Consider the following 26145-nt stretch of genomic DNA (forward strand, 5'->3'; position numbering starts at 1 on the left):
GGTTAGTTTTGGGAGCGGCCAATGCCGTAGGTCAGCGCCAGTGCTCCGACGAGCACAGCACCCTTGATGAAGTCCTGCGTGTAATAAGGGGCGTTCAGCATGGTCAGGCCATTCAGCAACACACCAACAAACACAGCGCCGATCAGGGTGCCGAGGACGTTGGGACGTCGCAGGCCCAGAACCGCAAAACCGATCAGCGACGCGGCAACAGAATCCATCAACAGCGATGCGCCTGACGATACGTCGCCTCTGCCGACGCGCGCGGCAACGATAATGCCGCCCAACGCAGCAAGAGTGCCAGAAAGCACATAAGCGAAGGTCTTTATGCGGTTGACATTCGCACCGGCCAGTCGTGTTGCGACTTCATTGCCACCCGTCGCATAAAGCAGGCGTCCCAGTCGCGTCCGTTCCGTCAATACAAACAGGATTAGAGCGACCAGCAACATCATCAGTACCGAGAACGGGATGGTGCCAAACAGGCTGGAACGACCAATCGTCAGAAACGCCGGATCGTATTTTCCTGTCGCCGTCGTACCATCGGGCAGAATGAGGCCAACCGAAATCGAGCGCCCGGCGGTTGGAATAAGCTGCAAGCCGGTCAGCAGGAACATGGTCGATAGGGTTGCCAGTAGGTCTGGTACCTTCAGCTTCACAATTAAAAATGCATTGGCGAAACCGACAAGCGCACCGAAGGCCAGCACCAGTGGTACGGTATGATAGGCATTCAGGCCAAGCACGATCATGGCGTAGCTCGCGGCCATCACACTTGAAGCAGCAACTGCGCCGACGGAAAGGTCGAAGCCACCAATGGCAAGCGTGACCGTGACACCCGCGCCGATGATTGCGACGACGGATACCGCCTGCAGAATGCTCATCAGATTGTTGATGTTGATGAATGCGGGTTGCGCCAGCGAGAAGCCGACAACAAGCGCGATCAGTAGAATGAAAACCGCACCACGGCGAATGGTTTCTCGAACTGTCTCCAGACCATTGCCGCCGCGTGGATTTTCAGAAGTGTGTTGGGCGCTGTTGGTCATTAGACAGTGTCCTCTTGATAGCCGGTGAAGGCCGAATGTTTGGTTTCTTCGCGCAGCGTATGGTGGTCCATCACCAATACGCGGTCCGCAACTTCATGTGCTTCTTCCGCGTCTGAGGTTGCAATCAATGTGGCGCGGTCGGTGTGGCTGCGAATAGTTGCAATGATGTCCTGACGCGCACCGACGTCCACACCCTGAAATGGCTCGTCCAAAAGCAGCACCCGGCTTGGCTCCGCTTCCCAACGTGCAATCACTGTCTTCTGTTGGTTGCCGCCAGACAGCGACCACACTGACGCGAGAGAGTCGACTGCCTTGATGCCAAGCCGTTTGATGGCGGCATTGCCCTCATTTTCTTCGCGTTTCGAGAACATGAAACCTGAGCGATACCAACGGTTCAGATGCGGTAGGCTGATGGTGGAGGCGATGCTTTCGCCGGGCCAACCTGCATGTATCAGCGACGAAGTATGTCGATCTTCAGCCGCCATGACCACGCCTGCGGCAATGGCGTCTGCCGGCTTGCGCGCATTGAACGGCTGTCCGTTCAATGTGATGTTACCCGAGACGAATGAACCGACACCAAACAGACCGGAGAGAAGACGACTTTTGCCGGCACCGAGCACGCCGGTTATCGCAACGACTTCACCCTTGTGAACGGTCAGATCGAACGGCCGACTATCGGGCAATAGCTGAATACCTTTCAGCTCCAGAACCGCCTGTCCAAATCGCCGCTGGTCGGGCCGTGCCGATTCAAGCGACCGTCCGATCATTGTCTCGATGGCGGCTGAAAAATCAATTGGTCTGCTGAAGGCGCCGACATTGCGACCACCACGCAAGATGACAACCCGGTCAGCCAACGCCTCCAGATCTGCAGTGCGGTGTGAGATATAAAGGACGGCGATGCCGCGTGCCTTCAGTTGCCGCAAAATCTCATAGAGACGCTCCGCTTCCCGTACCGAGAGACTTGCAGTCGGTTCGTCTAGAATCAGTAGACGTGCGTTTTGCGAGAGCGCGCGCGCTATAGCCACCATCTGTCGGTCCGCAGTGCCAAGCGTCTCGAAGTCGCGATCAAGGGGCAGATCAAAACCCGCTTCCTGCAGAATGCGTGCTGCTTCGCGCCGTACTGTTCTGTGAGAGAGGAAAAACGGATGACTGCGATCAACGAATTGATTGAGCAAAAGCACATCTGCAACGCTCAGACCGGGAATGCCGACCACGTCAGTGGACTGATGAACGGTGACAATGCCGCGTGCGGCGGCCTCGGCCGGGTTTTGCGGTTTGTAGTCTGTATCTTCCCAGACGATTCTGCCGGAATCTGCCGTGTAGAGACCCGACAGTATCTTTACCAGCGTGGATTTTCCCGCACCATTGGCGCCCATGAGGGCTACAATTTCGCCGCGCTCGACCTGCAAAGAGGCATCCCTCAAGGCCTGCGTCGAGCCAAATGCTCGCGAAATATTTTGAACGTCCAGAAGAGGCATGATGGAAGAAAACCTGCGAATATTATCAGGATTTCGTAGCCATCCTTTGTCGGCAAACAAGGCCGTGAATTCTATTCTCGACCTAATCCACGGAATAAATTTCCAACAGTCCGTCGGGCCATTGCGAGAACTTGAATTTTGCTAAGAAAAACAAGTGAATTGCCTGTGGTATGGTGCCGTATTTTATCTCATGTGGTCTAGTGTACTGCCTCAGCTGTTACCCAGTTTACAATGTAATTCGGGTCTGCTGGCAGGATTTCCGCGCAGCCATCCGTGAAAGAGAGAAAGGCTTCGAGATTGAGTTTGTTGACACCGATGACTACGGGAATGTCCCGTTCCATGGCGTCGATGATCATCGAAACAAAGCCGCGACCCTCGGCTTCATGTTTGCCAAACTTGTTGACGATCAACACGGAGGCGCCATCTGAGCGTGCAGCAGCTTCTGTTGTCGCTGCCTCCAGAGCAGCACTGTCCAACCGGCATCCGGTTGCGAGTTCACCTAAGTTCTGGCTGATCCGAAACACTGGCCCATCCGGTAAAATCTGAAGGTCCATGTCGCATTTGCTGCGGTTTGGACCTTTGTATGGTGCATGAAGTGCGCCTGACGGTTTCATGCCAGCTTCTTCAAACAGCTTGACGAGCCGCGACAGGCATTTGTCCAACTCATCGCCGTCTGTCAGGTTGATGTACCCAAGCCGCATGGTCATTTTCCTCACATTTCCGTCATGCCAGACACTGGCCGATATTCTGAAATGCATGAACCATGCGGTGTTTCACGTCGTCAATAGCCGATGCTGTAAACGGCTTGTCTTGTCTGGTTTGTGGCTGTGACAAAGACTGGACGTAGACAATGCGCGAAAAGAGCGTCGCTCAGAAACCTTTCCTATAAGGTGAAGGCATTGCGGAAGGCTTCAAGTGCATGCTCAGGATCACCTTTTGCAAATGCCTCCATGCCGACCGGTCCGCGATATCCCATGTCGTTTAATGCTCTTGCGATCACCGGGTAATTGATTTCGCCGGTGCCGGGTTCACATCGTCCAGGTACATCCGCCACCTGTATCTCGCCGACCCATGGCAGGCAGGATTTGCAGGTTTCAATCAGATTACCCTCACCGATCTGCACGTGATAGAGATCAAGATTGAGACGCAGACGGGAATGGTTGACGGATGACACCAGAGCAAGCGTGTCTTCTGCCCGACCAAAAGGTGTGCCGGGGTGATCGACCGGAAGATTGAGGTTCTCAAGCGTGTAGACGACACCCTCCTCTTCCGCCATCTCGGCGATACGTGCCAGAGTATCGCGTGCCTTGAGCCACATTTTGCCGGTGACGATCTCAGTGGGTTGAGCCGGCAGGCCGCCCTCGCCAAGGCCAGTGCCATGCAGGTTAAGCCGGGCGACACCAAGCCGCTTGCCAATTTGGGCGGTTTCCCGTGCTGAGCGCAGCAGTTCAGTGGCTCCTTCATCGTCTGCCAAACGGCCAGTGAGGTAACCGTTCATGATCGAAAAACTGGCGCCGGATTGTACCAAGGCTTCCAGATCATGATCCGGCCAGTTCCAAAGGCCGACGTCAAACCCCATTTCGGCAAGACGTGCGCAACGCCATTCAATCGGCTTGTCCCGCCAGATCATTTCGGCGCAGACGGCAAGTGTAAACGGTTGGGTCATGATAAGTACTCTGAGGTTCTGCGATTACTTCAACAGATGTTCGACATTGGGGGCTGCAACGAACCGCCATTTGCGCAGTGGGCCAGCCATCACATTGAGATAATACATCTCGAAGCCATAAGGCGCGCCGCAGGGATGGTGGCCGCGTGGCACGCAGACGACGTCGCCGTCGTGAACTGCCATGGTCTCATTCAATTGCAGGTCATCGGTATAGACCCGCTGCACGCCAAAACCGTCCGCAGGGTTCAGCCGGTGATAATAGGTCTCTTCGAGATAGGTGATGCGGGGAAAATCATCTTCGTCGTGGCGATGGCTTGGATAGCTTGACCAGTTGCCAGCGGGTGTGAAGACCTCGGTGACCAGCAGCGAGTCACAATAATCCTCGTTTTCCATGGCGATATTGTTGATGTAGCGGGTGTTGCTACCTTCGCCGCGCTGTGTAAGCGTAATGCTGTTTGGGTCAATCAGGCGGGCTTCGTGACCACTCTTGCCAGGAGCGGAACACACGGCAATCACGCAATCTGTTTCGGCCGTCGCCTGCCAGTTCGAGCCATTTGGCAGATAGAGCGAATGGGGAGCTGTCTTTTCAAATACATTCATGCGGTTGCCCAAGATACCCCAATCCCGGCCGTTCGAATTTATCGCGGCTTTACCCTCGATCAGGACAAGGATCACTTCACGATCACCCGTTGCCTCCGCTGCTTTTTCACCTGCTCGCAAACGATGGAGCGAAAAACCGACATAACGCCAGCCAGCCGAAGTGGGAGTGATTTCGTGCACCTTTCCGTGGGTGCCAAAAGGCCGATGGAGAAGATTGGGAATCGTGTTTCCTCCTGGGAATATCACCCGCTTGAGCGATCTTGGGTGATGCATGCAATAAATTATTGATAAGAGAACGCTGCATCCGGGTTAGCCGGGGCAGCATTCTTGTGGTCGTTGGATGTCAGACGAGACCTGTCTTTGCGGCTGCCTCTTTTAAGGTTTTCAGGCCGAGTGACTGGTATTGATGCGGATTGCGAACCTTTGGATCCTGTTCGGCTTCGATGACGATCCAGCCCAGATAACCTTCATCCTTGAGTATTTGCAGAAGCGGCAGGAAATCGACGCCACCTTCGCTGTCGCCCGGAACGGTGAATACGCCTGCCCGCACACCATCCATAAATGACAGGCCGTTTTCGCGGACCTGTCGCATAATGGCAGGACGGACATTCTTGGCATGGAAGTGCGCGACGCGCTTTACGTATTTGCGAAGCACGGGTGTCGGATCGGCGCCGTTAGCACCGAAATAGCAATGTCCGGCGTCAAAAAGCAGATGTGTTGCCGGGCCGGTCGCGGCCATAAAGGCATCGATCTCTTCCGGTGTTTCGACAACAGTGCCCATGTGATGATGATAGACCAGCGTAATGCCTTGGGACGCCGTGAATGCGGCCAGTTCTTCCACCTTGGCAGCGAAAGCCTTCATCTCGTCTGCTGAAAGTTGCGGGCTTTCCGAAAGTGCTGTCTGCAGCCCTTGAATGGAATTGGAGGTTTCGCAAACGATGCAGACTTTGCAGCCATTGTGCTTCAGCTTGTCGAGGTGCTTCTGGATCGCCTTCTTTTCGTCTTCGACAGACTGAGTCAGAAGGTTGAGGGAATACCAGCCGGAAACGAAGGAAAGACTGTAAGAACCAAGAAGGCTTTTCAAAGCCTCCGGTTCATCGGGCCAGCGGTGGCCGTTTTCGATACCGTCGAAACCGATCTCGGATGCTTCCCGGAGGATCTGTTCTGTCGGTATATCTGCGCCAAGGGTCTGGTCGTCGTCATTGGCCCAGGCGATTGGATTTGTTCCGAAGCGGATCATGCTCATTCCTCAATTTACCAGTGTTTGCCGTGCCATACCTTCAAGGTAGCGTGCATAGGCTTCTTTCAATTTTTCGGTCGTTCCGACTTGCGGCACGGCAACATCCCACCAGTTTCCTGCGTCGCCAAAACCAGGCCCATTGGTCGGATCGGTATCGATGACGATGACGGTAGGGATATCGCGCTGTCGGGCTTGTGCAATCTGCTGTTCAAGATCGGCAATGTTCTTCGCCTTGATGGCAACGGCACCCATGGATGCTGCGTGGGCGACAAAGTCGATTTGCGGCTGTTGCTCGATATTACAGTCAGCATAAAGGTTGTTGAATGCGGCACCACCACTCGCTTGCTGCAGGCGGTTAATGCAGCCGTAACCTCTGTTATCGGTTAGAACCACCGTAAACGGTACCTTGCGCATAACCGCAGTCGCCAGTTCGGAATTGGCCATCATGTAGGACCCATCGCCGACAAAGCAGATGATTTCCCGTTCCGGCCGCGCCAGCTTCAAGCCCATAGCACCGGCGATTTCATAACCCATGCAGGAGAAGCCGTATTCCATGTGGTAGCCGCCCTGACTTGGCTGCCAGAGCAATTTCAATGCGCCGGGCATTGTGCCGGCCGCGCACATGGCAATTGCATCATCGCTCGTGGCGCGTTGTACGGCGCCAATGACCTGTGCGTCGGTCGGCAAGCCGTCAATCTTGGGCGCTGCACAGTGGAGATCAACAGCCGCCAGCCACTCCGAGCGCAAGGCGCCGTCTTGCTGTTCCGACTTGTGACCGCCCAAGGCTGCGCTGAGTGCTTCAAGCGCAACTTTCGCATCGGCAACAAGACCAATGGCACCGTGTTTGTCGGCATCATATGCCTGCACGTTGATCGAGATGAGCTTGCGGTCCTTTGCTTCAAACAATGTCCAGGAACCTGTCGTGAAGTCCTGAAAGCGGGTGCCAACGCCGATGACTACATCAGCCTTACGCGCAACAGCATTCGCTGCCGCTGATCCGTCGACGCCAGCGGCACCGAAGTTCATCGGGTGTGCTTGCGGCAAAGAGGATTTGCCTGCCTGCGTTTCGATGACCGGAATGTTATGGCGCGTTGCGAAATCGGCCAGTTCTTGCTCTGCCCCGCTGTAGATCACACCACCACCTGCGACGATGACCGGGTTGCGTGCTGCGCGGATGGCTTTTTCAACCTCTGTAAGGTCGCGTGTGTCCGGCGCTGGACGGCGTATGCGCCAAACGCGGCTTTCAAAGAATGCTTGCGGCCAATCAAAAGCTTCGGCCTGAACATCCTGGCAGAATGACAATGTCACCGGGCCGCAATTGGCCGGGTCTGTCAGTACGCGCATGGCGCGTGGCAAAGCAGTTAGCAACTGTTCCGGCCGGGTAATGCGGTCGAAATAACGGCTGACAGGACGCAGGCAATCATTGGCCGATACCGTGCCGTCATCGAAGTCTTCGATTTGCTGCAACACCGGGTCAGGACGACGATTGGCAAAAACATCGCCGGGAATAAGCAACAATGGCAGACGGTTTACGTGTGCCAGAGCAGCAGCCGTGACCATGTTCGTCGCACCGGGGCCGATGGATGATGTCACCGCCTGGGCACGCGTGCGTTTTTTTGCCTTGGCATAGGCGATGGCCGCATGTGCCATGGTCTGCTCGTTCTGCCCGCGCCAAGTTGGCAGGCTGTTGCCTGCCTTCTGCAAAGCTTCGCCAAGTCCCGCAACGTTCCCGTGGCCGAAAATCGCCCAGATACCGTCGATGAAACGTTCGTTTTCTTCCGTCAACTGTGCAGAGAGCCACTTCACCATGGCTTGTGCCGCTGTCAATCTTATGGTCGTCATGCGGCATACTCCTTGGCCTTGGCGCGTGCATTGTCCCAAACCCGGCACAAGCGGGCGTAACGCGACACCATTTCATCTGTGGCGGCAGCGTCTGTGATCTCGCCTGCCAGCCAGCGTGTTGCGACATCTGCAAAGATCGTGCGACCGACTGCAAAACCCTTGACCAGATCGAAGCTCGCGGCGACCTCGAAGCTCTGTGAAAGCTCTGCTTCGGGCGCTTCAAGTCCCAGAACGACGATGCCTCTGGTGTGGCGATCGTTTGCCTCAATGGCGTCGATCGCATTGGCCCAAGCCGCATGTGTCTTCAGCGGTTCCAGTTTCCACCAGTCAGGGAAAATATCAGCTTCATAGAAACGGTGTACGAGGGTTGCGACCGTGTCGTCATCGGTTGTTGCCACCTTGGATGGAATGATTTCCAGAAGGAATTCCAGCCGGTTACGGCGTGCAGATTCAAACAGACGTTTTACGGTTGCGATCTGTTCGGACCATACCTCCGCGCTATCTTGCGGATGGCAGAAGCACAGAACCTTAACGACGTTTTCGCGTGCCCATTCGACCAGTGTCCCGCAATCCGTTCCAAGCTCTGGTTCAAGCTTCAGAGGTCTTGATCCCGGCAGTTCTGCAGGACGGCCAATCCAGAGACCTGTTGCAGAGGCGCGTTGCAAGGCGGAGCGGCCAATGCGGTTGTCGCAAAGAATGCCGTAGCCAGCCTGGCCATTTTGCACTTTGAGGGCCGCATCAAGGCACAGTTCCTTGAAAGCACCGCCCTTTTCCAAGGTGTAGCCCGGCATATTCTCAAGCTGCATGCGGTGGTCAAAGGCAAAAACCCGCATGGTTGACCAATCACCATTAACGCGCGTGTGTCTTGTGGTTGACCAGTGCAATTGTTCCAGAACCGGATCATTGCGCAGGTCAGGTCGTACAACGCCACGCTCAAGGAAAAATTGCAGCTCTTCCCAGCTTGGATAGGCTGGTGTGCAGCCATGTCGGCTGACCGCAAATGCGCCGCAAGCGTTGGCGTATTTGAGAGATGTTGGCCAGTCCTGATCGGTCATCCAGCCGCGCAGCAGGCCGGAGAAAAAGCCGTCGCCGGCACCCAGCACATTAAAGACTTCAATCGGGAAACCTTGGCCGGACTGTCCCTTGTCGAGACTGTCAGGAATATCCTTTTCAAATGCGACGGCACCGAGTGCACCGCGTTTGCAGACGAGGGTTGCTGGCGTCAGCGCCCGCACAGCCCTCAGGCATGCCAGTGTGTCGGTGCTGCCACCGGCAATATGAAATTCTTCTTCGGTCCCGACGATCAGGTCGAAGTAATGCAGGGATGCTTGCAGTTTTGCTGTGACCTTCTGGCTTTCGACGAAACGGCTTTCACCATCGCCATGACCGGCGACGCCCCACAGGTTTGGACGATAATCAATATCAAGCGCTGTCCGCAGACCATGTTTACGCGCGAGTTTCAGCGCCTTGATAACGGCGGCTTCAGTGCGCGCGTTGCTGAGATGCGTGCCGGTCACGACGACGGCGCGTGCAGAGGCGATAAAGGCCTCGTCAACATCATCTTCGCACAATGCCATGTCTGCGCAGTTTTCACGGTAGAAGATCAGTGGGAATTGTTCGTCGTCGCGGATACCGAGAATAACGAGAGCAGTCAGTCTCTCAGGATCGAATTTGACGCCCTTGGTGGAGACACCTTCTCGGGCCAACTGCTCAAGAATGAAGCGGCCCATATGTTCGTTGCCAACACGGCTGAGAAGCGCTGTTTTCAGACCAAGTCGCGCGCTGCCGCAGGCAATATTGGTGGGAGAGCCTCCGATGTATTTTTCGAAAGACCCCATATCTTCCAGACGGCCACCGACCTGCGCACCGTAGAGATCCACACCTGCGCGACCGATCGTAATGACATCGAGTGTTTTGGTCACAGCCTTACCTTTCAATATGCACGACACTTCCATGGGACGTTGCCATGGCGTTAATTATCTTTTCGATTTCCAATCCCTGAATGAAATCAGGGCCACAGGCAGCGCCACCTGCGATCGCGCGCAACAGATCGCGTGCCTCAACGACCTTCTGTTCGTTGAAGCCGAAATTGTGACCCGGTGCGGGGCAAAATGCTGCGAAATCCGGCTGGTCCGGTCCGGTGAGATGACGGGTAAAACCGGCTTCGCCACGGCGATGCAGCCAAAGTTCGTTCATGTTTTCCTGATCGAAGACGAGCGTTCCATCCGTGCCATGCACTTCCCACTGCAAACGGCATTTGCGGCCACGAGCGACACGTGACGTGGCGAACGAACCTTGTGCACCAGAGGCGAAACGCAACAATGCGAGCGCGCTGTCTTCGTTCTCGACCGGCTTTGGACCTTCGGGAGAGTTGCGGGTTGAAACAACGATCTGTGTCTGTGCCACAACTTCTGTGACAGGACCCATCAATGCGATCATTTGGCTCACGAGGTGGCAGCCCAGATCCCCAAGAGCACCCAGACCACCACCTTCGTGAGTCATCCGCCATGACCAAGGGAGGAGCGGGTCAGCGGAATAGTCTTCGTCATAAACGCCGCGAAATGCCACGGGCTTGCCAATGACGCCATTGGTAATCATCTTTCTGGCGGACTGGAATGCCGGGCTGCGCAGGTAGTTGTAACCAAGAATGGTTTTCTGATCGGGATGTTGTGCGGCAAGAGCCGCCATGGCGCGGGCGTCGTCAAGTGTCAGCGCCATCGGCTTTTCAAGCCAGACATGTTTGCCTGCACTTAGAGCCGCCTCCGCCATTGGGCGGTGCATGCCGTTTGGCGCAGTGATTGAGACGACATCGACTTTGGGGTCATTGATTGCATCTTCCCAACGGGAGGTCGCGCGTGCAAATCCGAACTGACGAGCGTAATTCTGCGCTGCCTCTTCCGTAACATCATTCAGGATTTCCAAGCGGGGATGCACTCCGCCAAACACTGCTGCCACATTGCGCCAGGCCATGGCGTGACACTTGCCCATAAAGCCGGTGCCGATCAGGGCGATGCCGAGTTCTTTTGCAGGCATTGGATAAGACATCTCTGTCACCAGTTCACTTTCTATGGATAGATACGGGCACGTCTGTTGACGGATCAGATCGTGCCGCCAAGAGACCCTTCAAGCTCGGCGAGCTGCTGGCCACCGGCCATCAGATCCTGCAATTCCGGTGCTGTAATTTCGCCCTTTTTCGCCGTACCCAGCGTCTGGCCGCGGTTCAGGACGGTAAAGCGATCACCGACGGCCATGGCATGGCGGACGTTATGAGAGATGAAGACGACGCCAACACCCTGTGCGCGTACCTTCATGATGGTTGCCAGGACATTGGAGGTTTGCCGCACACCAAGCGCCGAAGTCGGTTCGTCAAGGATCAAGACCTTGGCACCAAAATAGACCGCTCTTGCAATGGCAACTGTCTGGCGTTCACCGCCAGACAATGTGCCCACAGCCTGGTCAGGTCCGCGCAGATTGATGCCCATCTTGCGCATTTCCTGGACAGTGATCTCGTTGGCACGGTCGATGTCGAAGCGCTTGAAGATACCCTTACCCGTTGTCGGCTCGCGGCCCATGAAAAAGTTGCGGGTAACTGACATCAGCGGGATCATAGCGAGATCCTGGAATACGGTGGCAATTCCGGCTTCCATCGCGTCACGCGGCGTTTCGAAAGACATGGGGCGTCCTTCGAAGGTAATGCTGCCCTCATTGGGTTTGTGTACGCCCGACATAGTCTTGATGAAGGTAGATTTACCGGCACCGTTGTCGCCCAGCAGGCAGTGGCATTCTCCGGGCATGACATCAAAGGTCACACCGTTCAGGGCAATGACATTGCCATAGTGCTTTTTGATGTTTTCCATGTGGATGATAGGTGCAGTCATCTCAACGCTCCCCGGTTACGCGTTTGCGGATTGCATTGTTGAAGATCACAGCCAGCAACAGCATCGCGCCAAGGAAGATCTGGAACCAGTCTTGGTCGAATTTGGTGTAGGTGAGGCCAATGGTGACCATGCCGAAGATGATGGCGCCGAAGAATGCACCGACCGCCGAACCATATCCGCCTGTCAACAAGCACCCGCCGATAACCGCTGTGATGATGGCTTCGAATTCCTTCATGAAGCCGCGCCGTGCATCGGTGGAACCAGCATCGATAACAGTGATGATAGCGACCAGAGCTGCAGCCATTGCTGTCAACATGAACAGAGAAAGTTTGACGCGACGAACTGGGACGCCCGAGTTCTGTGCGGCCACGGAGTCACCGCCTGTCGCGAAAATCCAGTTGCCGAAAGGCGTGCGCAGAAGGACGTAGGTGGCGATAATGGCAAAACCAATGAACCACAGGATTTCAACGGGCACACCCGGTACTTTGGGCGCGCCGGTCCGCAATGTGTCGATCAGCCCCTTGTCTGCCATCCACTGGAAGAACCAGCCGAATGCATCTCCGGAGAAGATTGGTGCAATGAAGTCGCCGCCGACTGCTTCACGGACACCACGCAGCTGTGTCGAACCCCCTGTGACGATTTTCAGTCCAACAAGTGATGCGCCGCGCAGGATGAAAAGACCAGCAAGCGTGACGATGAAAGAGGGTAGCTTGGTGCGAAGGACGATGAGTCCGTTTGCAATGCCAAGAGCACCGGCAAGGCCCATGGTCAGGGGAATGGCAACGATCAGCGGCAGGCCGATATTAACGGTAAAAGCACCGAACAACATCCCGGCAAAAGCGACCATCGAGCCGATGGAGAGGTCGAACTCACCGCCAATCATCAACATGGCAGCGGCGATGCCGAGAATACCCAATTGAGCTGCAGGGGTCATGAAATTCATGATGCCTGACAGCGTGAACATGGTGCTGTCGGCGGTAATCAGGAAAAAGATCGTGACGAGGACGACGCCTCCGATTGCTCCCAGTTCTGGTCTTTTCATGAGCCTGGTCACAAAGGACTCAGCTTTAATGCGTTCATCCACCATAGCAAGCGTCTCCGTCGACATGCTGTTCCTCCCGATAGAAAGCCGGGCCACACCAGTGCATGGCCCGGCTGTTGCTTAGCGGATGCCCTTTGCGGAAAGCTCGATGACCTTTGCGGCCGAATCTTTCATCACAAGGTTCGGGCCGGATGGTACGTCACCGCCCGGGATCAGGCCGTATTCGGCATTAAGCGCCAAGAAGGAAACAGGTAGATAACCCTGCAGGAACTGCTGCTGATCGATGGCGAAGGTTGCCTTGCCGTCGACAATGTCCTGTAGGAAGCCAGACGACAGGTCGAAGGTAGCGATCATGACTTTGTCGCGGCCGATTGCCTGCGCTGCCTGCACTGTGGGCTCACCGACCAGCGAGGCGTTCAATGACAGAACCGTGTCAACGTCGGCGTCGGATTCGAGAGCAGCGCGAACCTTGGCCTGCACTTCTGCTGGGTCGTTACCGGTTGGGATAACGGTGACTTGCCCGAAGCCTTCAGCAAAGCCTTTGCAACGCAGGTCGAGGGACACGTTGCCGACTTCCTGGTTAATGCAGATGCCTTTCTTGCCGCCCAGTTCAGCGAGCTTGGCACCAGCTGCCTTGCCAGCGTCGAATTCAGACTGGCCAACGTGAAGGAGGGCGCCGAGCTCGTGAGCGACATCGGAACCAGAGTTCATGGAAATGACCGGAATACCGGCTTCCACAGCGCGCTTGATGGATGGGCCAAGTGCATCGGCGTCAGGGATGGAAACGACAAGGCCATCTGGCTTCTGGTTAACGGCCGCATCAATCATCTGGCTCATCTGAACCATGTCGAAGGTTTCAGGCGAACGGAATTCTACGGTCGCGCCTGTGTCCTTGCCGGCTTTTTCCACGCCGTTTTTGACGACCGACCAGAACGGGTCGTTCGCCTGTCCATGTGCAACAACAATAATGCTGGCGGACAAGGCCGGACCAGCCATAGCAATGATTGCGGCTGTTGATACCGCGGCAAATAACTTCTTCATGATATCCTCCCGTTAAGTTTCGCAAGGCGCCCCGTCTGAACGCCCTTGCCTCCCGGCCCTCCAAGCCGGATTTCGAGACCGGGTGCGCGTTCTCCCTACGCACTCCGGTCAAAAACTCATGCATCATGACGAGTGGTCAGATGCCTACAGCGTCAGTTCAACTGAGCGACCTGTTTGCGCCGATTGCGTTGCCGCTTCAGCAAGTGCCAGCGCCTGAACGCCATCTTTCAGTGTGACTGGGATCGCCGCACCATCAAGGACTGCAGCGACAAATGCATTCCATTCCGCAACATAGGCACGCATGTATCTTTCAAGGAAGAAGTGCTCTGGCTTCGCGCTCGTCACGCCGGCCTTGGTGGCCTTGGAAACTGTGTTTTCCAGAATGTTGGCGGCCGAAAGCAGGCCTTCTGAACCGAGCAGTTCCAATCGCTGGTCATAACCATAAATGGCACGGCGGCTGTTCTTGATCACTGCGATGCGGCCGTTTGCGTAGGTCAAAGTCACCACCGCAGTGTCGACGTCACCAGCCTTGCCGATCTCAGGATCGACAATCGATGTGCCAACAGCATGCACGGTCTTGGGTGCGTCGCCCATAATGAAGTTAGCCATGTCGAAGTCATGGATCATCATGTCGCGGAACAGGCCGCCGGAAACCTTCACATAGCTGACAGGTGGCGGCGCCGGGTCAAATGATGTGATCGACAGCAGTTCCGGTTTTCCGATTTCACCGGCGTTGACCGCAGCTTTTACAGCCGCAAAATTTGGATCGAAACGGCGATTGAAACCGATCATCACCGGCAGGCCCGAGGATTCGGTTTTCGCCAAGCAGGCTTTCGCACGCTCGAGCGACAGATCCACCGGCTTTTCGCACAGCACAGCCTTTCCGGCTGCTGTCGCTTTCTCGATAAGATCAGAGTGGGTATCGGTCGAAGTTGCGATAAGGACTGCATTAATGGCTCTGTCGGCCAGGATATCCTCAATCGAACGTGCCTGCGCACCATAATGTCCGGCTAACTCATCTGCGGCCGCTGTATTAACGTCCGCAACAGCGACCAGCTCGCTTCTGGTGTTTGCGGCAATATTGACCGCGTGAACCCGACCGATGCGGCCAGCGCCGAGCAATGCAACTTTAAGCACTCTATTCCTCCCGAATTGGAAGCCCTCCTGCTCCCGTGAGCAAGACCTAGCACTCATTTGCTCCCGTGAGCAACAGCAATTTGCTCCCGTGAGCAAAATAAATGGAAGCGTGTGCAAAAAGGAGCTATCAATGAAGCGCGATACACGACATAAGGTTAGGAGGAGACGATTATGCCGCAAGAGAAGAAACCTCTATTCGCCGCGAACGTTACCGCGGATGACGTAGCGGTTGAGGCTGGCGTATCGCGGTGGACGGTCAACCGTGCGTTTCGCAAAGACGCCTCTATTTCCCCGAAAAGCCTGGCAAAAGTCATGTCTGCGGCGGAACGACTTGGTTATGTTCCCGATCTCCGGGCAGCGAGTCTCTCCTCTGATCGGACCAATCTTGTTGCTTTGCTCATTGACGATTTCGCCAATCCTCATAAGCTGGTGATGATGGAGCGATTGACGCGGATCCTGCGTCGTGAGGGATGGGACATTCTCCTCGTCAACACCCTCAACAAAGACGATGCTGGACATGCTTTGCTCAATGCCAGCCAGCGGCGGGTTGATGCGGTTATCCTGATTGGTATTCAGTTTGATGACGAGGTTCTGGAAACCGCCCTGCACGCCCGGCGGTTTCGTAAGCTGATCATTTTTGCCAGAACATCTCGTAACCCGAATACAATTTCTATTGCCGTCGATGACGTGCATGCAACGACTGAAATTGCCAATTACGTCCGTGATCGCGGTTATAAACGTCCGATGTTTCTGGCCGGACCACGCACCTATTCCGCACATTTGTTGCGCAAGGAAACCTTCGTTGACCGCTGGCGGGATTATTTTGGCGTTGAACCGGAAACAGCAAGCGTGCCCGCCTATGATCCTGAACTGGCAGCTGACGTCATCATGAAGGCGTTCACTGGACGTGATTTGGCCAATCTGCCTGATATCATCGTTTGCGAAAACGACGCTCTGGCGCTCGGTGCTGTTGATGTCATCCGCCATAAACTTGGTCTGCGGGTGCCGGAGGACATCGCTGTGGCCGGTTTTGATGATGTGCCACAGGCAGATAGCCCGAATTATCGTTTGACGACCTATCGCCAACCACTGACCGATATGGTCGAATATCTCGTTGAGGTGCTTGGCAGTTCCGAAGACAAGGATTTTGACAGGCTGTTTTTGGGCAAGCTGATTCCCAGAGAGAGCGCCTGAACGTAAGATGCGCGGTGCCTGACATGTAACTGCCATTAGAAATCGGCAGATTGCATACATGATTTGCTACGCTAGCTGCAAAGCTTAGACATCTTTTTCATTCAACACAGTGTTCAGCGTATCGATCATCTAAATATCGATTTTTAAATCAACACGCCTTGCATTTCGCCAGCCTATGCACTTATCTTCAGCCTGTTCTCAGGGCGGGGTGCAATTCCCCACCGGCGGTATCGGGAGTAATCCCGGAGCCCGCGAGCGCTTCCGGTTCCGCCGGAAGGTCAGCAGATCCGGTGAGATGCCGGAGCCGACGGTATAGTCCGGATAGAAGAGAGCAGGTCACGACAGCCATCCTTCGGGGTGGTTGGGCAGTGTTTGTTCGCCCAAGGGAAGTTTTGCCGAAGTGCCCCCAAGCACGGTTGGCGCAACATAAGCCGGACTTCTGGCTCAACCCTTGAAAGACTATGAAATGACTATCTCTAAAATTGAAGATGCTATCTCGGCCATTGCTCGCGGTGAAATGGTGATCGTTGTTGACGATCAGGACCGCGAAAATGAAGGTGATATCGTTTTTGCATCGCAGGATGCGACTGCTGAAAAGATCGCCTTCATGATGAACAAGGCCCGTGGCTTGATTTGCGTGTCTATGGAAGGTTCACGGCTTGATGAACTCGACATTCCATTGATGGTGCCAAACAATACAGAGTCTCTGAGAACAGCATTCACAGTGTCTGTCGACTATTTGCCCGGCACGACCACCGGAATTTCTGCAGCGGACCGCGCAGCGACCGTAAAGGCTTTGCTTGATCCTTCGGCAAAGCCGGATGAGTTTGCGCGTCCGGGCCATATTTTCCCACTGCGTGCCAATCCGAATGGTGTTTTGGGTCGTCCTGGGCACACCGAGGCTGCCGTTGATCTTTGCAGACTTGCCGGCAAGTCGCCTTCGGGCGTCATCTGCGAGATTGCCAATGATGACGGTACCATGGCGCGTCTGCCGCAGCTCGAGATCTTTGCGGAGCAGCACAATATCCTGCTCGTTACGATCGAAGATCTGATTGCCTACATGCAGAACACCGTGACGGAAGTCGCAGCCTGATGAGGCGATAAAATTAAACCGCTCCGTTTTCGCGGAGCGGTTTAGATGACATCAGATGGTATGGAGCGGAGCGTTACGCCGCATAGCGACGATACGAGCCGTTTTGCTGGGGGTTACCCTCCTGCATTCTGAACTGCGCAAGAAGGTCGGAAAGACGACCACTTTCTTCGGCGAGATTTGCGCCAGCGGCATTCATCTCCTCAACCATTGCGGCGTTCTGCTGTGTGACTTGATCCATGTGATTGACGGAAGTGTTGATCTCCGCCAAGCCTGAAGCCTGCTCGCGGGCCGCTGTCGCAATGGCGTCCATGTGTTCATTGATAGCGGTCACAAGCTGGGCAATTTCGGTCAACCCGCTCCCGGTATCATTCACCAATGTAACGCCCTGATTGACGGCAGCTTCGGAGTTACCGATCAGCGCTTTGATTTCTTTGGCCGCATTGGCAGAGCGCTGTGCCAGTTCGCGAACTTCCTGTGCAACCACCGCAAAGCCCTTGCCTGCTTCGCCGGCACGCGCAGCTTCAACACCGGCATTCAACGCCAGAAGGTTGGTTTGGAAAGCGATCTCATCAATGACACCGATGATATTGCTGATCTGCCCGGAGGCCATCTCTATCTTCTGCATGGCTTCGACTGCGCTAGATACAACAGTGCTTGAAGCAACTGCTCGCTGGCTTGCGTGACGTACCATCTCACGGGCTTCACCCGCACGCTCGGAGGTCTGCTTAACGTTGGTTGTGACCTCTTCAAGCGCGGCTGCGGTTTCTTCAAGCGATGCCGCCTGTTGTTCTGTCCGCTTGGAAAGCTGGTCCGACGCAGTCGAGATTTCGCCACTGCCATTGCTGACGCTCTGCGCGGTCTGGTTGACCTGCTCCAGCGTAATGCGAAGCTGATGGACGGATCTGTTGAAATCTTCACGCAGAGCTTCGAATTGCTCGCTGAATTTCTCATTGATCTCACAAAGCATGTCGCCGGAGGCAAGGCGCTTCAGACCATTTGCAAGGCCGGATGTTGCCTTTGTGAGACGCTCTTCTGCTTCCTGTTCAGCACGCTCCTGAATTGAGATGCGTTCGGCCTCAGACGCACGACGGTTTTCGTCTGCCTGTCTCTCGAGTGCCTTGTTGTGCAGGGCCGCCTCTTTGAAGACTTCGACTGCGCGTGCCATTTCGCCGATTTCATCGCTGCGTTTGGAACCCGAAACCGTGACAGACAGATCGCCACCGGCCAGCTTGCGCATGATGGCCGTCAGCTCAGCGATCGGATTGGTGATACGGAAGATGATTGTTAGAATGCCGACCAGTGACAGGGCCGTTATCAAGAGCGTGGCGATGGAGTACGCGATGATTGATCTTGTGGCCGATGTTGCATTGGCAGCGGTGAAGGCGGTCATCTCGACCAGCGCTGCGGATGCGATATCGGCAAGCGATGCCTGTGCCGGTGCTGCATCTTTGCGCCAATCATCGACATTGATGTCGACGGCTACACCATCCTTGGAGGCTGCGAGGGCTTTGGCTTTTTGCGCCGCGTAAGGGCCGCCGAAGTATGAATTTTGCGCAACGTCGAACAGCTTTTTGAGCTGTTCAGGTGCGGTTGGGCTGGCGACGATCTGGGCAATGACGTCGCGTGCAAAGTCAACCTTGGCATCCTGTACGGAGATTTCCGCGAGCTTTGCAGCGCTCAGAGGTTCTTTGGCAATCAATCCACCGACCAGCGTCGAATTCGCCGCGCCACCGTTTGTGCGAGCCTGCCATCCAAGCGAGCGCAACTGCGTGAACATGATCATGCCGGGCTCCCGACCGTTGATTGTCGCTTCTACCCGGTTGGCGGCCTTTTCCAGGTCCGACAACATGCCGTCAGCAAAAGTCAGCACTTGTTTGCCCAATGCTGGATCACGGCTTTCGACAGCCTGCTTCAGCGCATTGTCGATGTCCGCGCGCTGGGACGTCCATTTGGCATAAGCATCCAGCACCGGCGTGGTGGCGCTTTGAATTTCGCCGGAGCCGATATTGTCGACCAATGTGCGAATTGTGCTGAAGGCACCATCGACCTGCTTGCGGCCTGTCTCGAGATTGACGAGGCTTGACTGGATGGCAGAAGTTTCGAGTTTGATTGCCGAGGATATGGCGCCACGTTCGCCTCGAAGGCCAAGCAGGCCATCAAACAAGCTGGCGTCCAATTGTGCCAGTTCTGAAAGTCGGGAGGAATTATCGTATGTTTTAATTTCCTGGACAAGCATTTTGCTCATCAAACCAATAACAGCGAGGCTTAAGCCGACAAAGGCAAGCACAAGAGTGTGTTTTATTGAAATTTTCATGCGATTCCCCCGAGATATGAGGTCGTATTCGGGTTTTCACGTTCCACACGACAGCAATACGGGCTGTGACAGGAGGTGACAATGTCGCCGAATACTCCCTGAATATCAGGCTTTTCGCATGACAACGCTAAAAATTGAATTAATTACAATCTACAACTTATTATCGGTGTGCATGTATAAATTTCATCTTGCTTGAATTCATTGCACGTCCGGGGGAATTATTGATACCTGCTTGGAAGAGATTGTTATAGGATTTAAATCTCTGCCTTCAGGTTGTTTTTTAGATGACGTTGTCATCTGCAGCACTTCCACCCTCACCTTCCCAACCAACGATTTCTTGTCTTTCCTCGCGGTCAAACTTTAGGCGAACGCCAGCGCCATTACCTTCCTCAGGCAGAAAGACAGCGCCGAGTTCCTCAAGCGCGGATTTCAAGGCGCTCAGAACGCTCTGGGGAGGTGTTTCGATGCCGCTTTCAAACCGTCTCAACAGGTTCAGTGGAACGCCAGATGTCTCGCTGAGCAAGGCTTGATCGGCCTTAACTAGGGCACGTGCTGCGTGACAGAGTTCAGGGGTCAGAATGGGCATTTTGCTTTCCCTTTCAGTCTCAAAAGGTCAATGCAAAGCAGTATAATCTCGTTTAGCCTGAAAAGGAAAGAATGAGCATCACCGAACCACGATGTAACGATCGGCGCGGTGATTGATGGCAAGGAAGATGTTCAGCACGACCGCACCAAGGATGGAATAGGTAACGGTGATTGGATCGATCACAGTGAAGGCGCACAGCATGACAACCGCATCGAATGCCAATTGTATCAGGCCCGCGCGAATGCCGAAGCGGTCCTGGATATATATTGCCAGAATGCCGATGCCCCCGAGACTTGCCCTGTGTCGGTAAAGTGCCAACAGGCCGTAACCCAAAAGCAGGCCGCCAAGCAGCGCCGCCCAGATGGGGTTGATGCTTTCAATCACCAGCATCCGGGATTCCAGTTCGGTAATCACCGATACCAGCGCAATGGCAATGAATGTTTTCAGAGAAAAAGCCGCACCCAGACGTTTGAACGACAGGTAGTAGAATGGCAGGTTGACGACAAAAAATAGCAGGCCGAAGCTTATGCCCCATGCATAGTGCATGAGGAAGGCGACGCCTGCGGTGCCGCCGGTCAACAGACCGACCTTATTCATGAAATAAAAGCCCAAAGCGGAGATCATGCTGCCGGTAAATATGCCCTGTATGTCTTCGGCCGCAGAGTGATGCGACGGATCTGATTTCCACATACCATAGACGCTTTTGGACTTTACCATTCCCCATCCTTTCGGGCTAATGCATGCTATTTTGCATTGCGCCCTAGGGTTCATCAAGCAGGGTAAGTAAGCAAAGCTGACCTATCATGAAAAATGCAAGAAAACATTATGTCACAGGGCTTTGCGCGAAATAAACAGAATGTTGCAGACGGCTTTTTTAATATCCGTGAGAACGGCAAAAATGAAAAACGGCGACGCGTTGTGTTGCTTGCAGGAGCAAGCAGCAAATCGGCGCGTTTTTGAACACCTTATTGGCTTGCCCAAATGATACGGGCGATCCACTCAACTTCGCTGATGTCAAATGTTCGGTTGGGGTGTGCCGGGTTCAAGGACAGCAATTCAATAGAGCGCGGGCTTTGACGGGCGAGAAGTTTTGCCATGACTTCGCCGTCACGGCTTTTGACCACCACACGGTCACCACGTCTGACTTGGGCGCCGGGTTCGACAATTAGAATATCGCCATCTCTGTAGAGCGGCATCATGCTTTCGCCCTGTACTTCCAGAGCGTACACACCTGCCTTGTCGGCCGGAGAGGTTGGAAACTCAACAACGTCCCAGCCCTGACCAGCAGGAAAGCCACCATCGTCAAAAAAGCCGCCGGATCCAGCCTGCGCAAAGCCTAGCAAGGGTATTGCCCTAAGTTCAGCTTGTGAAAATGCGGTGTTTTGAAATGCAGCGTTTGTATCACTGTTGGTTATGACAATGCCAAAAAAGTCGTCGACACTTGCGCCGGTCGCTTCCAGCACCTTGGATACTGACTCTGTCGATGGCCAGCGCTGACGACCATCAGGGCCCAGCCGTTTGGATTTGTTAAATGACGTAGGATCAAGCCCTGCCCGCCGCGCAAGTCCGGAAGGGGTCAACTGATTGCGTTCAGCAAGGTTGTCGATAGCGCTCCAGATCGCATCGTGTGAAAGCATTGGCGTATGGACCCATGAGTGGGGGTTGTTACGTGAGTCACCCCTATTGTCATCTGCCCCATGTTAGACATTGGTACGATAAAGTAAAGTGAAGAAGGAATAAAATCCTTTCCTCCCTATGCCACCATGGCTGAGCTGTTTATTTTCGACAGCTGTATGACCGCCTGAGTACGGCTATCCACCTTGAGTTTGAGCAGGATTGCCGAGACATGCGCCTTTATGGTCGCTTCAGACACCCCCAGAGCATAAGCGATCTGTTTGTTAAGCAGTCCTTCGCCAAGCATGCCGAGAACGCGGCTCTGTTGTGGGGTCAATGTGCGTAGTCTGTTGATGAGGTCCGCAATGTCAGGATCGTGTTCGCGTCCGTCCTGATAGCCGTTCGGTGTTGAAATTCCCCCGTTCAAAACCGTCTGAATGCTTTTGCGCAACTCATCAATGCCGGCAGATTTCGAAATGAAACCAGATGCGCCCAGTTCAATGGCGCGGCGGACTGTTGTCGTGTCGTCGGTGGCAGACACGATGACAATCGGCAGGCTTGAGAACTCGGCGCGCAATGCCATCAGACCTGAAAAGCCGCTGACCCCCGGCATGGCGAGATCGAGCAGCAAAAGGTCCGCATCTTTCTGCTCCTGCGCTGCGGCATGTGCCGTTTCGAAATCCCCGGCCTCCACAATGGTCTGGTCTGCATCAATGCCGTTGACGGCTTGTTTCAACGCACCTCGAAATAACGGGTGGTCGTCCGCGATGATGATCGTGAGTTGTGTCATGGGAAGCCCCCTCCCAAGGGCACGGGCACGCTTTCGCTTGCCCTATAACGGGAAAGTTTAATCTTGCCCGCCAGTAGATACAACTGATTGCTGACTCTATGGCGCATGATGTTGCTGTATGACGCGTTTGAAAAGCGGGTCTTTGGCTATTTCCAACGGAAATCGGTAAAACTTGTCGATGAAAGATGGACAAGGGCATCCCTTTGGGGCAAATCGGCTGGCATCATTGACCCCACACAGAGATTTACTGGCATGGTGGCTTCCGTCATTTACAAGATTGTGCCGCAAGCACTCTGGCAGCTTGCCCGCCAGAAAGGTGTTTTTGACGGAGCGTCGATCGACCTTCAGGATGGCTTCATTCATTTCTCGACGGCTGCCCAGGCTTTGGAAACAGCGGCACGGCACTTTTCCGGTCAAAACGATCTGCTGCTTATTGCAGTAGAGGCGGCGAAACTGGGTGAGGCTCTCGTCTTTGAACCGTCAAGGGGCGGCGATCTGTTTCCGCATCTCTACGCTGCTTTACCGCTTGATGCTGTCTTGTGGGAAAAACCTCTGCCACTTGGTGCAGATGGTCTTCATGTTTTTCCGGAGCTATCAGAATGAACGATTTTCTGTCGTCGATTGGCCGTCGCGGTCTGTTTATGCTTGATCCTGAAACAGCGCATGGTTTGTCGATCAAGGCGCTGAAAAGCGGTCTCGTGCCAAGCTGCGCGCCTGCGGCAGATCCCCGTCTGGTTCAGACAGTTGCCGGAATTCGATTTTCCAATCCGCTGGGCATGGCTGCCGGTTACGACAAGAATGCTGAAGTGCCAAATGCGCTGTTGAAGCTGGGTTTTGGTTTCACTGAAGTTGGAACTCTGACGCCGAAACCACAGGACGGTAACCCGAAACCACGCATTTTCAGATTGACGCAGGATAATGCCGTCATCAATCGCTTGGGTTTCAACAATGAGGGCCATGAGGTGGCATTTGAACGCCTGTCAGCGGGGCGGTTGAATGGCCTCGTCGGCGTTAACATTGGCGCCAACAAGGACAGTGCAGACCGGGTTGCCGATTATGTTGCCGGTATCGACAAATTCTATTCGGTTGCCTCTTATTTCACAGCCAATATCTCTTCTCCGAACACACCTGGGTTGCGTGACTTGCAGGCACGGGAAAGCCTTGCTGTTCTTCTGTCGGCCGTGCTGAGCAAGCGAGATGCACTGGCGGCAGCCAGCGGCAAACGTATTCCGGTTTTTCTGAAGATCGCGCCCGATTTGACGGAGGAAGGGTTGGATGACATTGCGGCAGAAGCGCTGGAACATGACCTCGACGGTTTGATCGTGTCCAACACCACGCTATCTCGGGCGGGTTTGAAGGCTGGCCCCCATAATGGCGAAGCTGGCGGCCTGTCTGGTACACCATTGTTCGAGCGTTCGACCGCCGTGCTGGCCAAGGTTAGACAGCGCGTTGGCAAGTCCCTGCCGATTATTGGTGCAGGCGGTATTTCCTCTGCTGAGACAGCCATTGAGAAAGTCCGCGCTGGCGCTGACTTGCTGCAGCTTTATTCGTGCATGGTCTATGAAGGTCCAACGCTGCCGTCACGGATTATCCGTGGTCTCTCGAACCTGATGGATCGAGAAAAGGTCTCGTCGATAACGGAGTTGCGCGACAGCGCAGTGGATAAATGGGCCAGCAAACAGCTCGATTGAGCCATTTGCTGATTTTGCAGGTGGTTTGAATTTGTCTCTATTGGGCGGTTAGCTTGAAAGCACCATCGCCCAATAAGGCCGATTTCCTGAAGACGCATCCCGTGCCACGGCAACGCCAAGACCATGATAATTGCCCAGCATGTTTTCCAGATGCTTTGGAGAATCAATCCAGGCCTGAACCGCTCTCTGCACCTCTGCCTGGCCGCTGGCAATATTTTCCGCAGCAGGAAGTGGCACAGAGTGGCTTTTCATACGGCTGAGGAAGCTGTCGCCCAAACCGATGAGATGGGACATCTTGTCGGCTTTTGCCATGCGAACCGCCTGGCTTGCTGCCGCCTGTCGCGCACGTGTGTTGGCGCTTAAGGGCGAAAGTCCGCGCCCTTCACGAAGCTTGTTAACCATCGCCAATGCGGCGCCGGTTTCATCCGAGGTATTACCCGAGAGCTTTGGTGCGCGTGATGATACGCAGGCCGACAGCAAGACAGTTGCTGAGACTGCAAGAATGTTTCTGCGCGAGATTTTTGGTATGTTTTGCAAGGTCATATCAACGGCGGTAGTTGAAAATTCGCAGGATGATGAAAATAGGAATGACGATGGTCGCTCCCAGTATCAGGTAATCGCCAATTTTCCCGAGTGCGGCAAAACCACTGTGCCAGATATCGAGAATGAAATTGCGGATGCTGTAGACGAGATCCCATGGGTCAACGCCAAAGATCGCCATCAAAAAACCGACGATCAATGATACGACCACCAGCTTCAGTACGGTGCGAGCGGGACTATCCCCGAGGAACCTGTTCACATCACCAGCCATTGTTTTCTCCTTTTGGGACAGAGATATGAAAGGCAACGCCTGCCTGCAACCCTATTTCTATATGTATGAGCGCTGCGTGAATGAAATAAGACTTGAGTTTTTTTATGACTGCTGCAATTAGCGCCATCGCTTCAGGATATTGCTATGGCCTCAACCCAATTTTCTTCCGGTGACGTAATCGTAGACCGCCGGGCGGATTATGCCCGAATGCTTGCTGAAAGCGGCGACCACCTCGCCGCGACCGAACTTATGGCGCAAGCCCTGGAACTGGCCCCCAACTGGCCAGCGGGATGGTTTAAACTGGGGGAATATCAAGAGAAATCCGGAGATAAGGGAGGCGCAATATCTGCCTACGAAAGGGTGGTATCCTTGGACCCAGAGGGGATATTTGCAGCCAGCCTGAAGCTCGCTGTTCTTGGGGCCGCGGAGGTGCCCGATCAACCCCCCAGCCGTTATGTCGAGGAATTATTCGATGAATATGCCGTACGGTTTGAAACGGCACTGGTTGAAAAACTCGAATATTCCGTTCCGGCCAAACTTACGGCCCTGATCGAAAAAAATATCCCCACCCCTTCGTTTCACTGTGTTGTTGATATTGGGTGTGGAACTGGCCTGCTGGGTGTTGAAATCAAATCCATGGCAGGCAGGCTTGAAGGCTTTGATATCTCTGCCAACATGCTGTCCAAGGCAGAAGAAAAAGAGATATATGACTATCTCGGACAGGCCGATCTGGCGTTGGGGCCAGAAGAATCCGCCTTATTTACTGAAAGTTTTGTCCAACATCGTGCTGATCTTGTCGCTGCGGCCGACGTGTTGATGTATCTCGGAAGCCTTGCGACGGTATTTGACCTGACCGAAAGCCTGTTGATGCCAAAAGGCATATTCGCCTTTTCCGTTGAGGATGCTGGCGATAAAACTGGCTTCACGCTTCGCCCTTCGCTGCGATACGCTCATTCCTTCGATTATGTCTGTGATCTCTTGGCGAAAAAAGGTTTCGACCTGTTGGAGAGCGTGCGGACCACCATCCGAATGGATGCAGGTAAACCTATCACGGGTATCCTGTTCATTGCACGTAAGGCCGATTGAAAGAG

The 26145-nt window shown here is 54.5% G+C and carries 26 protein-coding genes and 1 riboswitch; of the genes, 6 read left to right on the top strand and 20 right to left on the bottom strand.

Annotated features, from left to right (window positions below):
* Nucleotides 1-2: 2 nt before the first annotated feature.
* The 13 genes from M2418_RS13620 to iolG form a co-directional block, all read right to left on the bottom strand.
* The gene (locus M2418_RS13620; RefSeq protein WP_250984978.1) at nucleotides 3-1037 is read right to left on the bottom strand and encodes an ABC transporter permease; all 1035 of its coding nucleotides are present in this window, start codon (nucleotides 1035-1037) and stop codon (nucleotides 3-5) included.
* Nucleotides 1037-2515 (bottom strand): sugar ABC transporter ATP-binding protein, encoded by a 1479-nt coding sequence (locus M2418_RS13625; RefSeq protein ID WP_250984979.1) that lies wholly within the window; start codon nucleotides 2513-2515, stop codon nucleotides 1037-1039. The genes M2418_RS13620 and M2418_RS13625 overlap by 1 nt, the downstream gene beginning before the upstream one ends.
* Nucleotides 2516-2712: 197 nt before the next feature.
* Nucleotides 2713-3222, bottom strand: coding sequence for a DUF2478 domain-containing protein (locus M2418_RS13630; protein ID WP_259147156.1), 510 nt, complete (start codon nucleotides 3220-3222; stop codon nucleotides 2713-2715).
* A 176-nt stretch (nucleotides 3223-3398) separates the two neighbouring features.
* A complete protein-coding gene (locus tag M2418_RS13635) occupies nucleotides 3399-4181 on the bottom strand; it encodes a TIM barrel protein (RefSeq protein WP_259147157.1) in 783 nt (260 codons plus the stop codon).
* Between the two features lie 24 nt (nucleotides 4182-4205).
* Nucleotides 4206-5003 carry a 5-deoxy-glucuronate isomerase gene (iolB, locus tag M2418_RS13640; RefSeq protein WP_259147402.1) on the bottom strand — a complete coding sequence of 266 codons (798 nt, stop codon included), beginning with the start codon at nucleotides 5001-5003 and terminating at the stop codon, nucleotides 4206-4208.
* A 121-nt stretch (nucleotides 5004-5124) separates the two neighbouring features.
* Nucleotides 5125-6021: a myo-inosose-2 dehydratase gene (gene iolE / locus M2418_RS13645; RefSeq protein WP_259147161.1), complete on the bottom strand. Its 897-nt coding sequence runs from the start codon at nucleotides 6019-6021 to the stop codon at nucleotides 5125-5127.
* 9 nt (nucleotides 6022-6030) lie between these two features.
* Entirely contained in the window at nucleotides 6031-7863 is a 1833-nt protein-coding gene (gene iolD / locus M2418_RS13650; RefSeq protein ID WP_259147164.1) for a 3D-(3,5/4)-trihydroxycyclohexane-1,2-dione acylhydrolase (decyclizing), read from the bottom strand.
* Complete coding sequence (gene iolC / locus M2418_RS13655) at nucleotides 7860-9785, bottom strand: 5-dehydro-2-deoxygluconokinase (RefSeq protein WP_259147167.1); 1926 nt, start codon at nucleotides 9783-9785, stop codon at nucleotides 7860-7862. The genes iolD and iolC overlap by 4 nt, the downstream gene beginning before the upstream one ends.
* A gap of 4 nt (nucleotides 9786-9789) precedes the next feature.
* A complete protein-coding gene (locus M2418_RS13660) occupies nucleotides 9790-10908 on the bottom strand; it encodes a Gfo/Idh/MocA family protein (RefSeq protein ID WP_259147170.1) in 1119 nt (372 codons plus the stop codon).
* A 53-nt stretch (nucleotides 10909-10961) separates the two neighbouring features.
* Nucleotides 10962-11741, bottom strand: coding sequence for an ATP-binding cassette domain-containing protein (locus M2418_RS13665; protein ID WP_192489045.1), 780 nt, complete (start codon nucleotides 11739-11741; stop codon nucleotides 10962-10964).
* Between the two features lies 1 nt (nucleotide 11742).
* Entirely contained in the window at nucleotides 11743-12849 is a 1107-nt protein-coding gene (locus tag M2418_RS13670; protein ID WP_192489044.1) for an ABC transporter permease, read from the bottom strand.
* 54 nt (nucleotides 12850-12903) lie between these two features.
* Nucleotides 12904-13824 (bottom strand): sugar ABC transporter substrate-binding protein, encoded by a 921-nt coding sequence (locus tag M2418_RS13675; protein ID WP_250984986.1) that lies wholly within the window; start codon nucleotides 13822-13824, stop codon nucleotides 12904-12906.
* A gap of 144 nt (nucleotides 13825-13968) precedes the next feature.
* Complete coding sequence (iolG, locus tag M2418_RS13680; RefSeq protein WP_259147174.1) at nucleotides 13969-14961, bottom strand: inositol 2-dehydrogenase; 993 nt, start codon at nucleotides 14959-14961, stop codon at nucleotides 13969-13971.
* 171 nt (nucleotides 14962-15132) lie between these two features.
* On the opposite strand from iolG, the gene M2418_RS13685 reads away from it, so the two are divergent.
* Both M2418_RS13685 and ribB read left to right on the top strand, forming a co-directional pair.
* Complete coding sequence (locus M2418_RS13685; RefSeq protein WP_250984988.1) at nucleotides 15133-16155, top strand: LacI family DNA-binding transcriptional regulator; 1023 nt, start codon at nucleotides 15133-15135, stop codon at nucleotides 16153-16155.
* A 190-nt stretch (nucleotides 16156-16345) separates the two neighbouring features.
* A riboswitch (FMN riboswitch) is annotated at nucleotides 16346-16492 on the top strand.
* Nucleotides 16493-16621: 129 nt separating this feature from the next.
* Entirely contained in the window at nucleotides 16622-17248 is a 627-nt protein-coding gene (gene ribB / locus M2418_RS13690) for a 3,4-dihydroxy-2-butanone-4-phosphate synthase (RefSeq protein WP_259147178.1), read from the top strand.
* Nucleotides 17249-17321: 73 nt separating this feature from the next.
* On the opposite strand, the gene M2418_RS13695 is transcribed toward ribB, so the two are convergent.
* The 3 genes from M2418_RS13695 to M2418_RS13705 all read right to left on the bottom strand — a co-directional run bounded on the left by M2418_RS13695 (nucleotide 17322) and on the right by M2418_RS13705 (nucleotide 20865).
* Entirely contained in the window at nucleotides 17322-19562 is a 2241-nt protein-coding gene (locus M2418_RS13695) for a methyl-accepting chemotaxis protein (RefSeq protein WP_259147180.1), read from the bottom strand.
* Nucleotides 19563-19842: 280 nt separating this feature from the next.
* Nucleotides 19843-20148, bottom strand: coding sequence for an XRE family transcriptional regulator (locus M2418_RS13700; RefSeq protein ID WP_250984991.1), 306 nt, complete (start codon nucleotides 20146-20148; stop codon nucleotides 19843-19845).
* A 78-nt stretch (nucleotides 20149-20226) separates the two neighbouring features.
* Complete coding sequence (locus M2418_RS13705; protein ID WP_250984992.1) at nucleotides 20227-20865, bottom strand: YitT family protein; 639 nt, start codon at nucleotides 20863-20865, stop codon at nucleotides 20227-20229.
* Nucleotides 20866-20973: 108 nt separating this feature from the next.
* Between M2418_RS13705 and M2418_RS13710 the strand changes: the two genes are divergently transcribed.
* The gene (locus M2418_RS13710; protein ID WP_259147181.1) at nucleotides 20974-21108 is read left to right on the top strand and encodes a hypothetical protein; all 135 of its coding nucleotides are present in this window, start codon (nucleotides 20974-20976) and stop codon (nucleotides 21106-21108) included.
* A gap of 5 nt (nucleotides 21109-21113) precedes the next feature.
* Here M2418_RS13710 and M2418_RS13715 read toward each other — a convergent pair whose 3' ends face one another.
* Nucleotides 21114-21785 carry a helix-turn-helix transcriptional regulator gene (locus tag M2418_RS13715; RefSeq protein ID WP_250985122.1) on the bottom strand — a complete coding sequence of 224 codons (672 nt, stop codon included), beginning with the start codon at nucleotides 21783-21785 and terminating at the stop codon, nucleotides 21114-21116.
* 116 nt (nucleotides 21786-21901) lie between these two features.
* On the bottom strand, nucleotides 21902-22552 hold the full coding sequence (locus M2418_RS13720) for a response regulator transcription factor (RefSeq protein WP_192489035.1): 651 nt from the start codon (nucleotides 22550-22552) through the stop codon (nucleotides 21902-21904).
* A 252-nt stretch (nucleotides 22553-22804) separates the two neighbouring features.
* On the opposite strand from M2418_RS13720, the gene M2418_RS13725 reads away from it, so the two are divergent.
* On the top strand, nucleotides 22805-23155 hold the full coding sequence (locus M2418_RS13725) for a DUF952 domain-containing protein (RefSeq protein WP_250985123.1): 351 nt from the start codon (nucleotides 22805-22807) through the stop codon (nucleotides 23153-23155).
* Nucleotides 23152-24243, top strand: a complete 1092-nt coding sequence (locus M2418_RS13730) for a quinone-dependent dihydroorotate dehydrogenase (RefSeq protein WP_250984994.1) — start codon at nucleotides 23152-23154, stop codon at nucleotides 24241-24243. Before M2418_RS13725 ends, M2418_RS13730 begins: the two co-directional genes overlap by 4 nt.
* 48 nt (nucleotides 24244-24291) lie before the next feature.
* Here M2418_RS13730 and M2418_RS13735 read toward each other — a convergent pair whose 3' ends face one another.
* Together M2418_RS13735 and M2418_RS13740 are read right to left on the bottom strand one after the other, a co-directional pair.
* A complete protein-coding gene (locus M2418_RS13735; RefSeq protein WP_250984995.1) occupies nucleotides 24292-24786 on the bottom strand; it encodes a CAP domain-containing protein in 495 nt (164 codons plus the stop codon).
* Nucleotide 24787: 1 nt separating this feature from the next.
* Nucleotides 24788-25054 carry a DUF6460 domain-containing protein gene (locus tag M2418_RS13740; protein WP_192489032.1) on the bottom strand — a complete coding sequence of 89 codons (267 nt, stop codon included), beginning with the start codon at nucleotides 25052-25054 and terminating at the stop codon, nucleotides 24788-24790.
* A gap of 144 nt (nucleotides 25055-25198) precedes the next feature.
* Here M2418_RS13740 and M2418_RS13745 point away from each other — a divergent pair, with 144 nt between their 5' ends.
* Nucleotides 25199-26140 (top strand): methyltransferase domain-containing protein, encoded by a 942-nt coding sequence (locus M2418_RS13745; protein ID WP_259147184.1) that lies wholly within the window; start codon nucleotides 25199-25201, stop codon nucleotides 26138-26140.
* Nucleotides 26141-26145 lie beyond the last annotated feature (5 nt).

Origin of the sequence: Rhizobium sp. BIGb0125 (genome assembly GCF_024810055.1) — a bacterium.
GTDB lineage: Bacteria > Pseudomonadota > Alphaproteobacteria > Rhizobiales > Rhizobiaceae > Agrobacterium.

Excerpts from the sequence above, each read along its gene's own strand:
- M2418_RS13620 (WP_250984978.1), bottom strand. The coding sequence starts at position 1,037 with ATGACCAACAGCGCCCAACACACTTCTGAAAATCCACGCGGCGGCAAT.
- M2418_RS13625 (WP_250984979.1), bottom strand. The coding sequence starts at position 2,515 with ATGCCTCTTCTGGACGTTCAAAATATTTCGCGAGCATTTGGCTCGACG.
- M2418_RS13630 (WP_259147156.1), bottom strand. The coding sequence starts at position 3,222 with ATGACCATGCGGCTTGGGTACATCAACCTGACAGACGGCGATGAGTTG.
- M2418_RS13635 (WP_259147157.1), bottom strand. The coding sequence starts at position 4,181 with ATGACCCAACCGTTTACACTTGCCGTCTGCGCCGAAATGATCTGGCGG.
- iolE (WP_259147161.1), bottom strand. The coding sequence starts at position 6,021 with ATGATCCGCTTCGGAACAAATCCAATCGCCTGGGCCAATGACGACGAC.
- iolD (WP_259147164.1), bottom strand. The coding sequence starts at position 7,863 with ATGACGACCATAAGATTGACAGCGGCACAAGCCATGGTGAAGTGGCTC.
- M2418_RS13660 (WP_259147170.1), bottom strand. The coding sequence starts at position 10,908 with ATGTCTTATCCAATGCCTGCAAAAGAACTCGGCATCGCCCTGATCGGC.
- M2418_RS13665 (WP_192489045.1), bottom strand. The coding sequence starts at position 11,741 with ATGACTGCACCTATCATCCACATGGAAAACATCAAAAAGCACTATGGC.
- M2418_RS13670 (WP_192489044.1), bottom strand. The coding sequence starts at position 12,849 with ATGTCGACGGAGACGCTTGCTATGGTGGATGAACGCATTAAAGCTGAG.
- M2418_RS13675 (WP_250984986.1), bottom strand. The coding sequence starts at position 13,824 with ATGAAGAAGTTATTTGCCGCGGTATCAACAGCCGCAATCATTGCTATG.
- M2418_RS13685 (WP_250984988.1), top strand. The coding sequence starts at position 15,133 with ATGCCGCAAGAGAAGAAACCTCTATTCGCCGCGAACGTTACCGCGGAT.
- ribB (WP_259147178.1), top strand. The coding sequence starts at position 16,622 with ATGACTATCTCTAAAATTGAAGATGCTATCTCGGCCATTGCTCGCGGT.
- M2418_RS13695 (WP_259147180.1), bottom strand. The coding sequence starts at position 19,562 with ATGAAAATTTCAATAAAACACACTCTTGTGCTTGCCTTTGTCGGCTTA.
- M2418_RS13700 (WP_250984991.1), bottom strand. The coding sequence starts at position 20,148 with ATGCCCATTCTGACCCCTGAACTCTGTCACGCAGCACGTGCCCTAGTT.
- M2418_RS13705 (WP_250984992.1), bottom strand. The coding sequence starts at position 20,865 with ATGGTAAAGTCCAAAAGCGTCTATGGTATGTGGAAATCAGATCCGTCG.
- M2418_RS13710 (WP_259147181.1), top strand. The coding sequence starts at position 20,974 with ATGTCACAGGGCTTTGCGCGAAATAAACAGAATGTTGCAGACGGCTTT.
- M2418_RS13715 (WP_250985122.1), bottom strand. The coding sequence starts at position 21,785 with ATGCTTTCACACGATGCGATCTGGAGCGCTATCGACAACCTTGCTGAA.
- M2418_RS13720 (WP_192489035.1), bottom strand. The coding sequence starts at position 22,552 with ATGACACAACTCACGATCATCATCGCGGACGACCACCCGTTATTTCGA.
- M2418_RS13725 (WP_250985123.1), top strand. The coding sequence starts at position 22,805 with ATGGTGGCTTCCGTCATTTACAAGATTGTGCCGCAAGCACTCTGGCAG.
- M2418_RS13730 (WP_250984994.1), top strand. The coding sequence starts at position 23,152 with ATGAACGATTTTCTGTCGTCGATTGGCCGTCGCGGTCTGTTTATGCTT.
- M2418_RS13735 (WP_250984995.1), bottom strand. The coding sequence starts at position 24,786 with ATGACCTTGCAAAACATACCAAAAATCTCGCGCAGAAACATTCTTGCA.
- M2418_RS13740 (WP_192489032.1), bottom strand. The coding sequence starts at position 25,054 with ATGGCTGGTGATGTGAACAGGTTCCTCGGGGATAGTCCCGCTCGCACC.
- M2418_RS13745 (WP_259147184.1), top strand. The coding sequence starts at position 25,199 with ATGGCCTCAACCCAATTTTCTTCCGGTGACGTAATCGTAGACCGCCGG.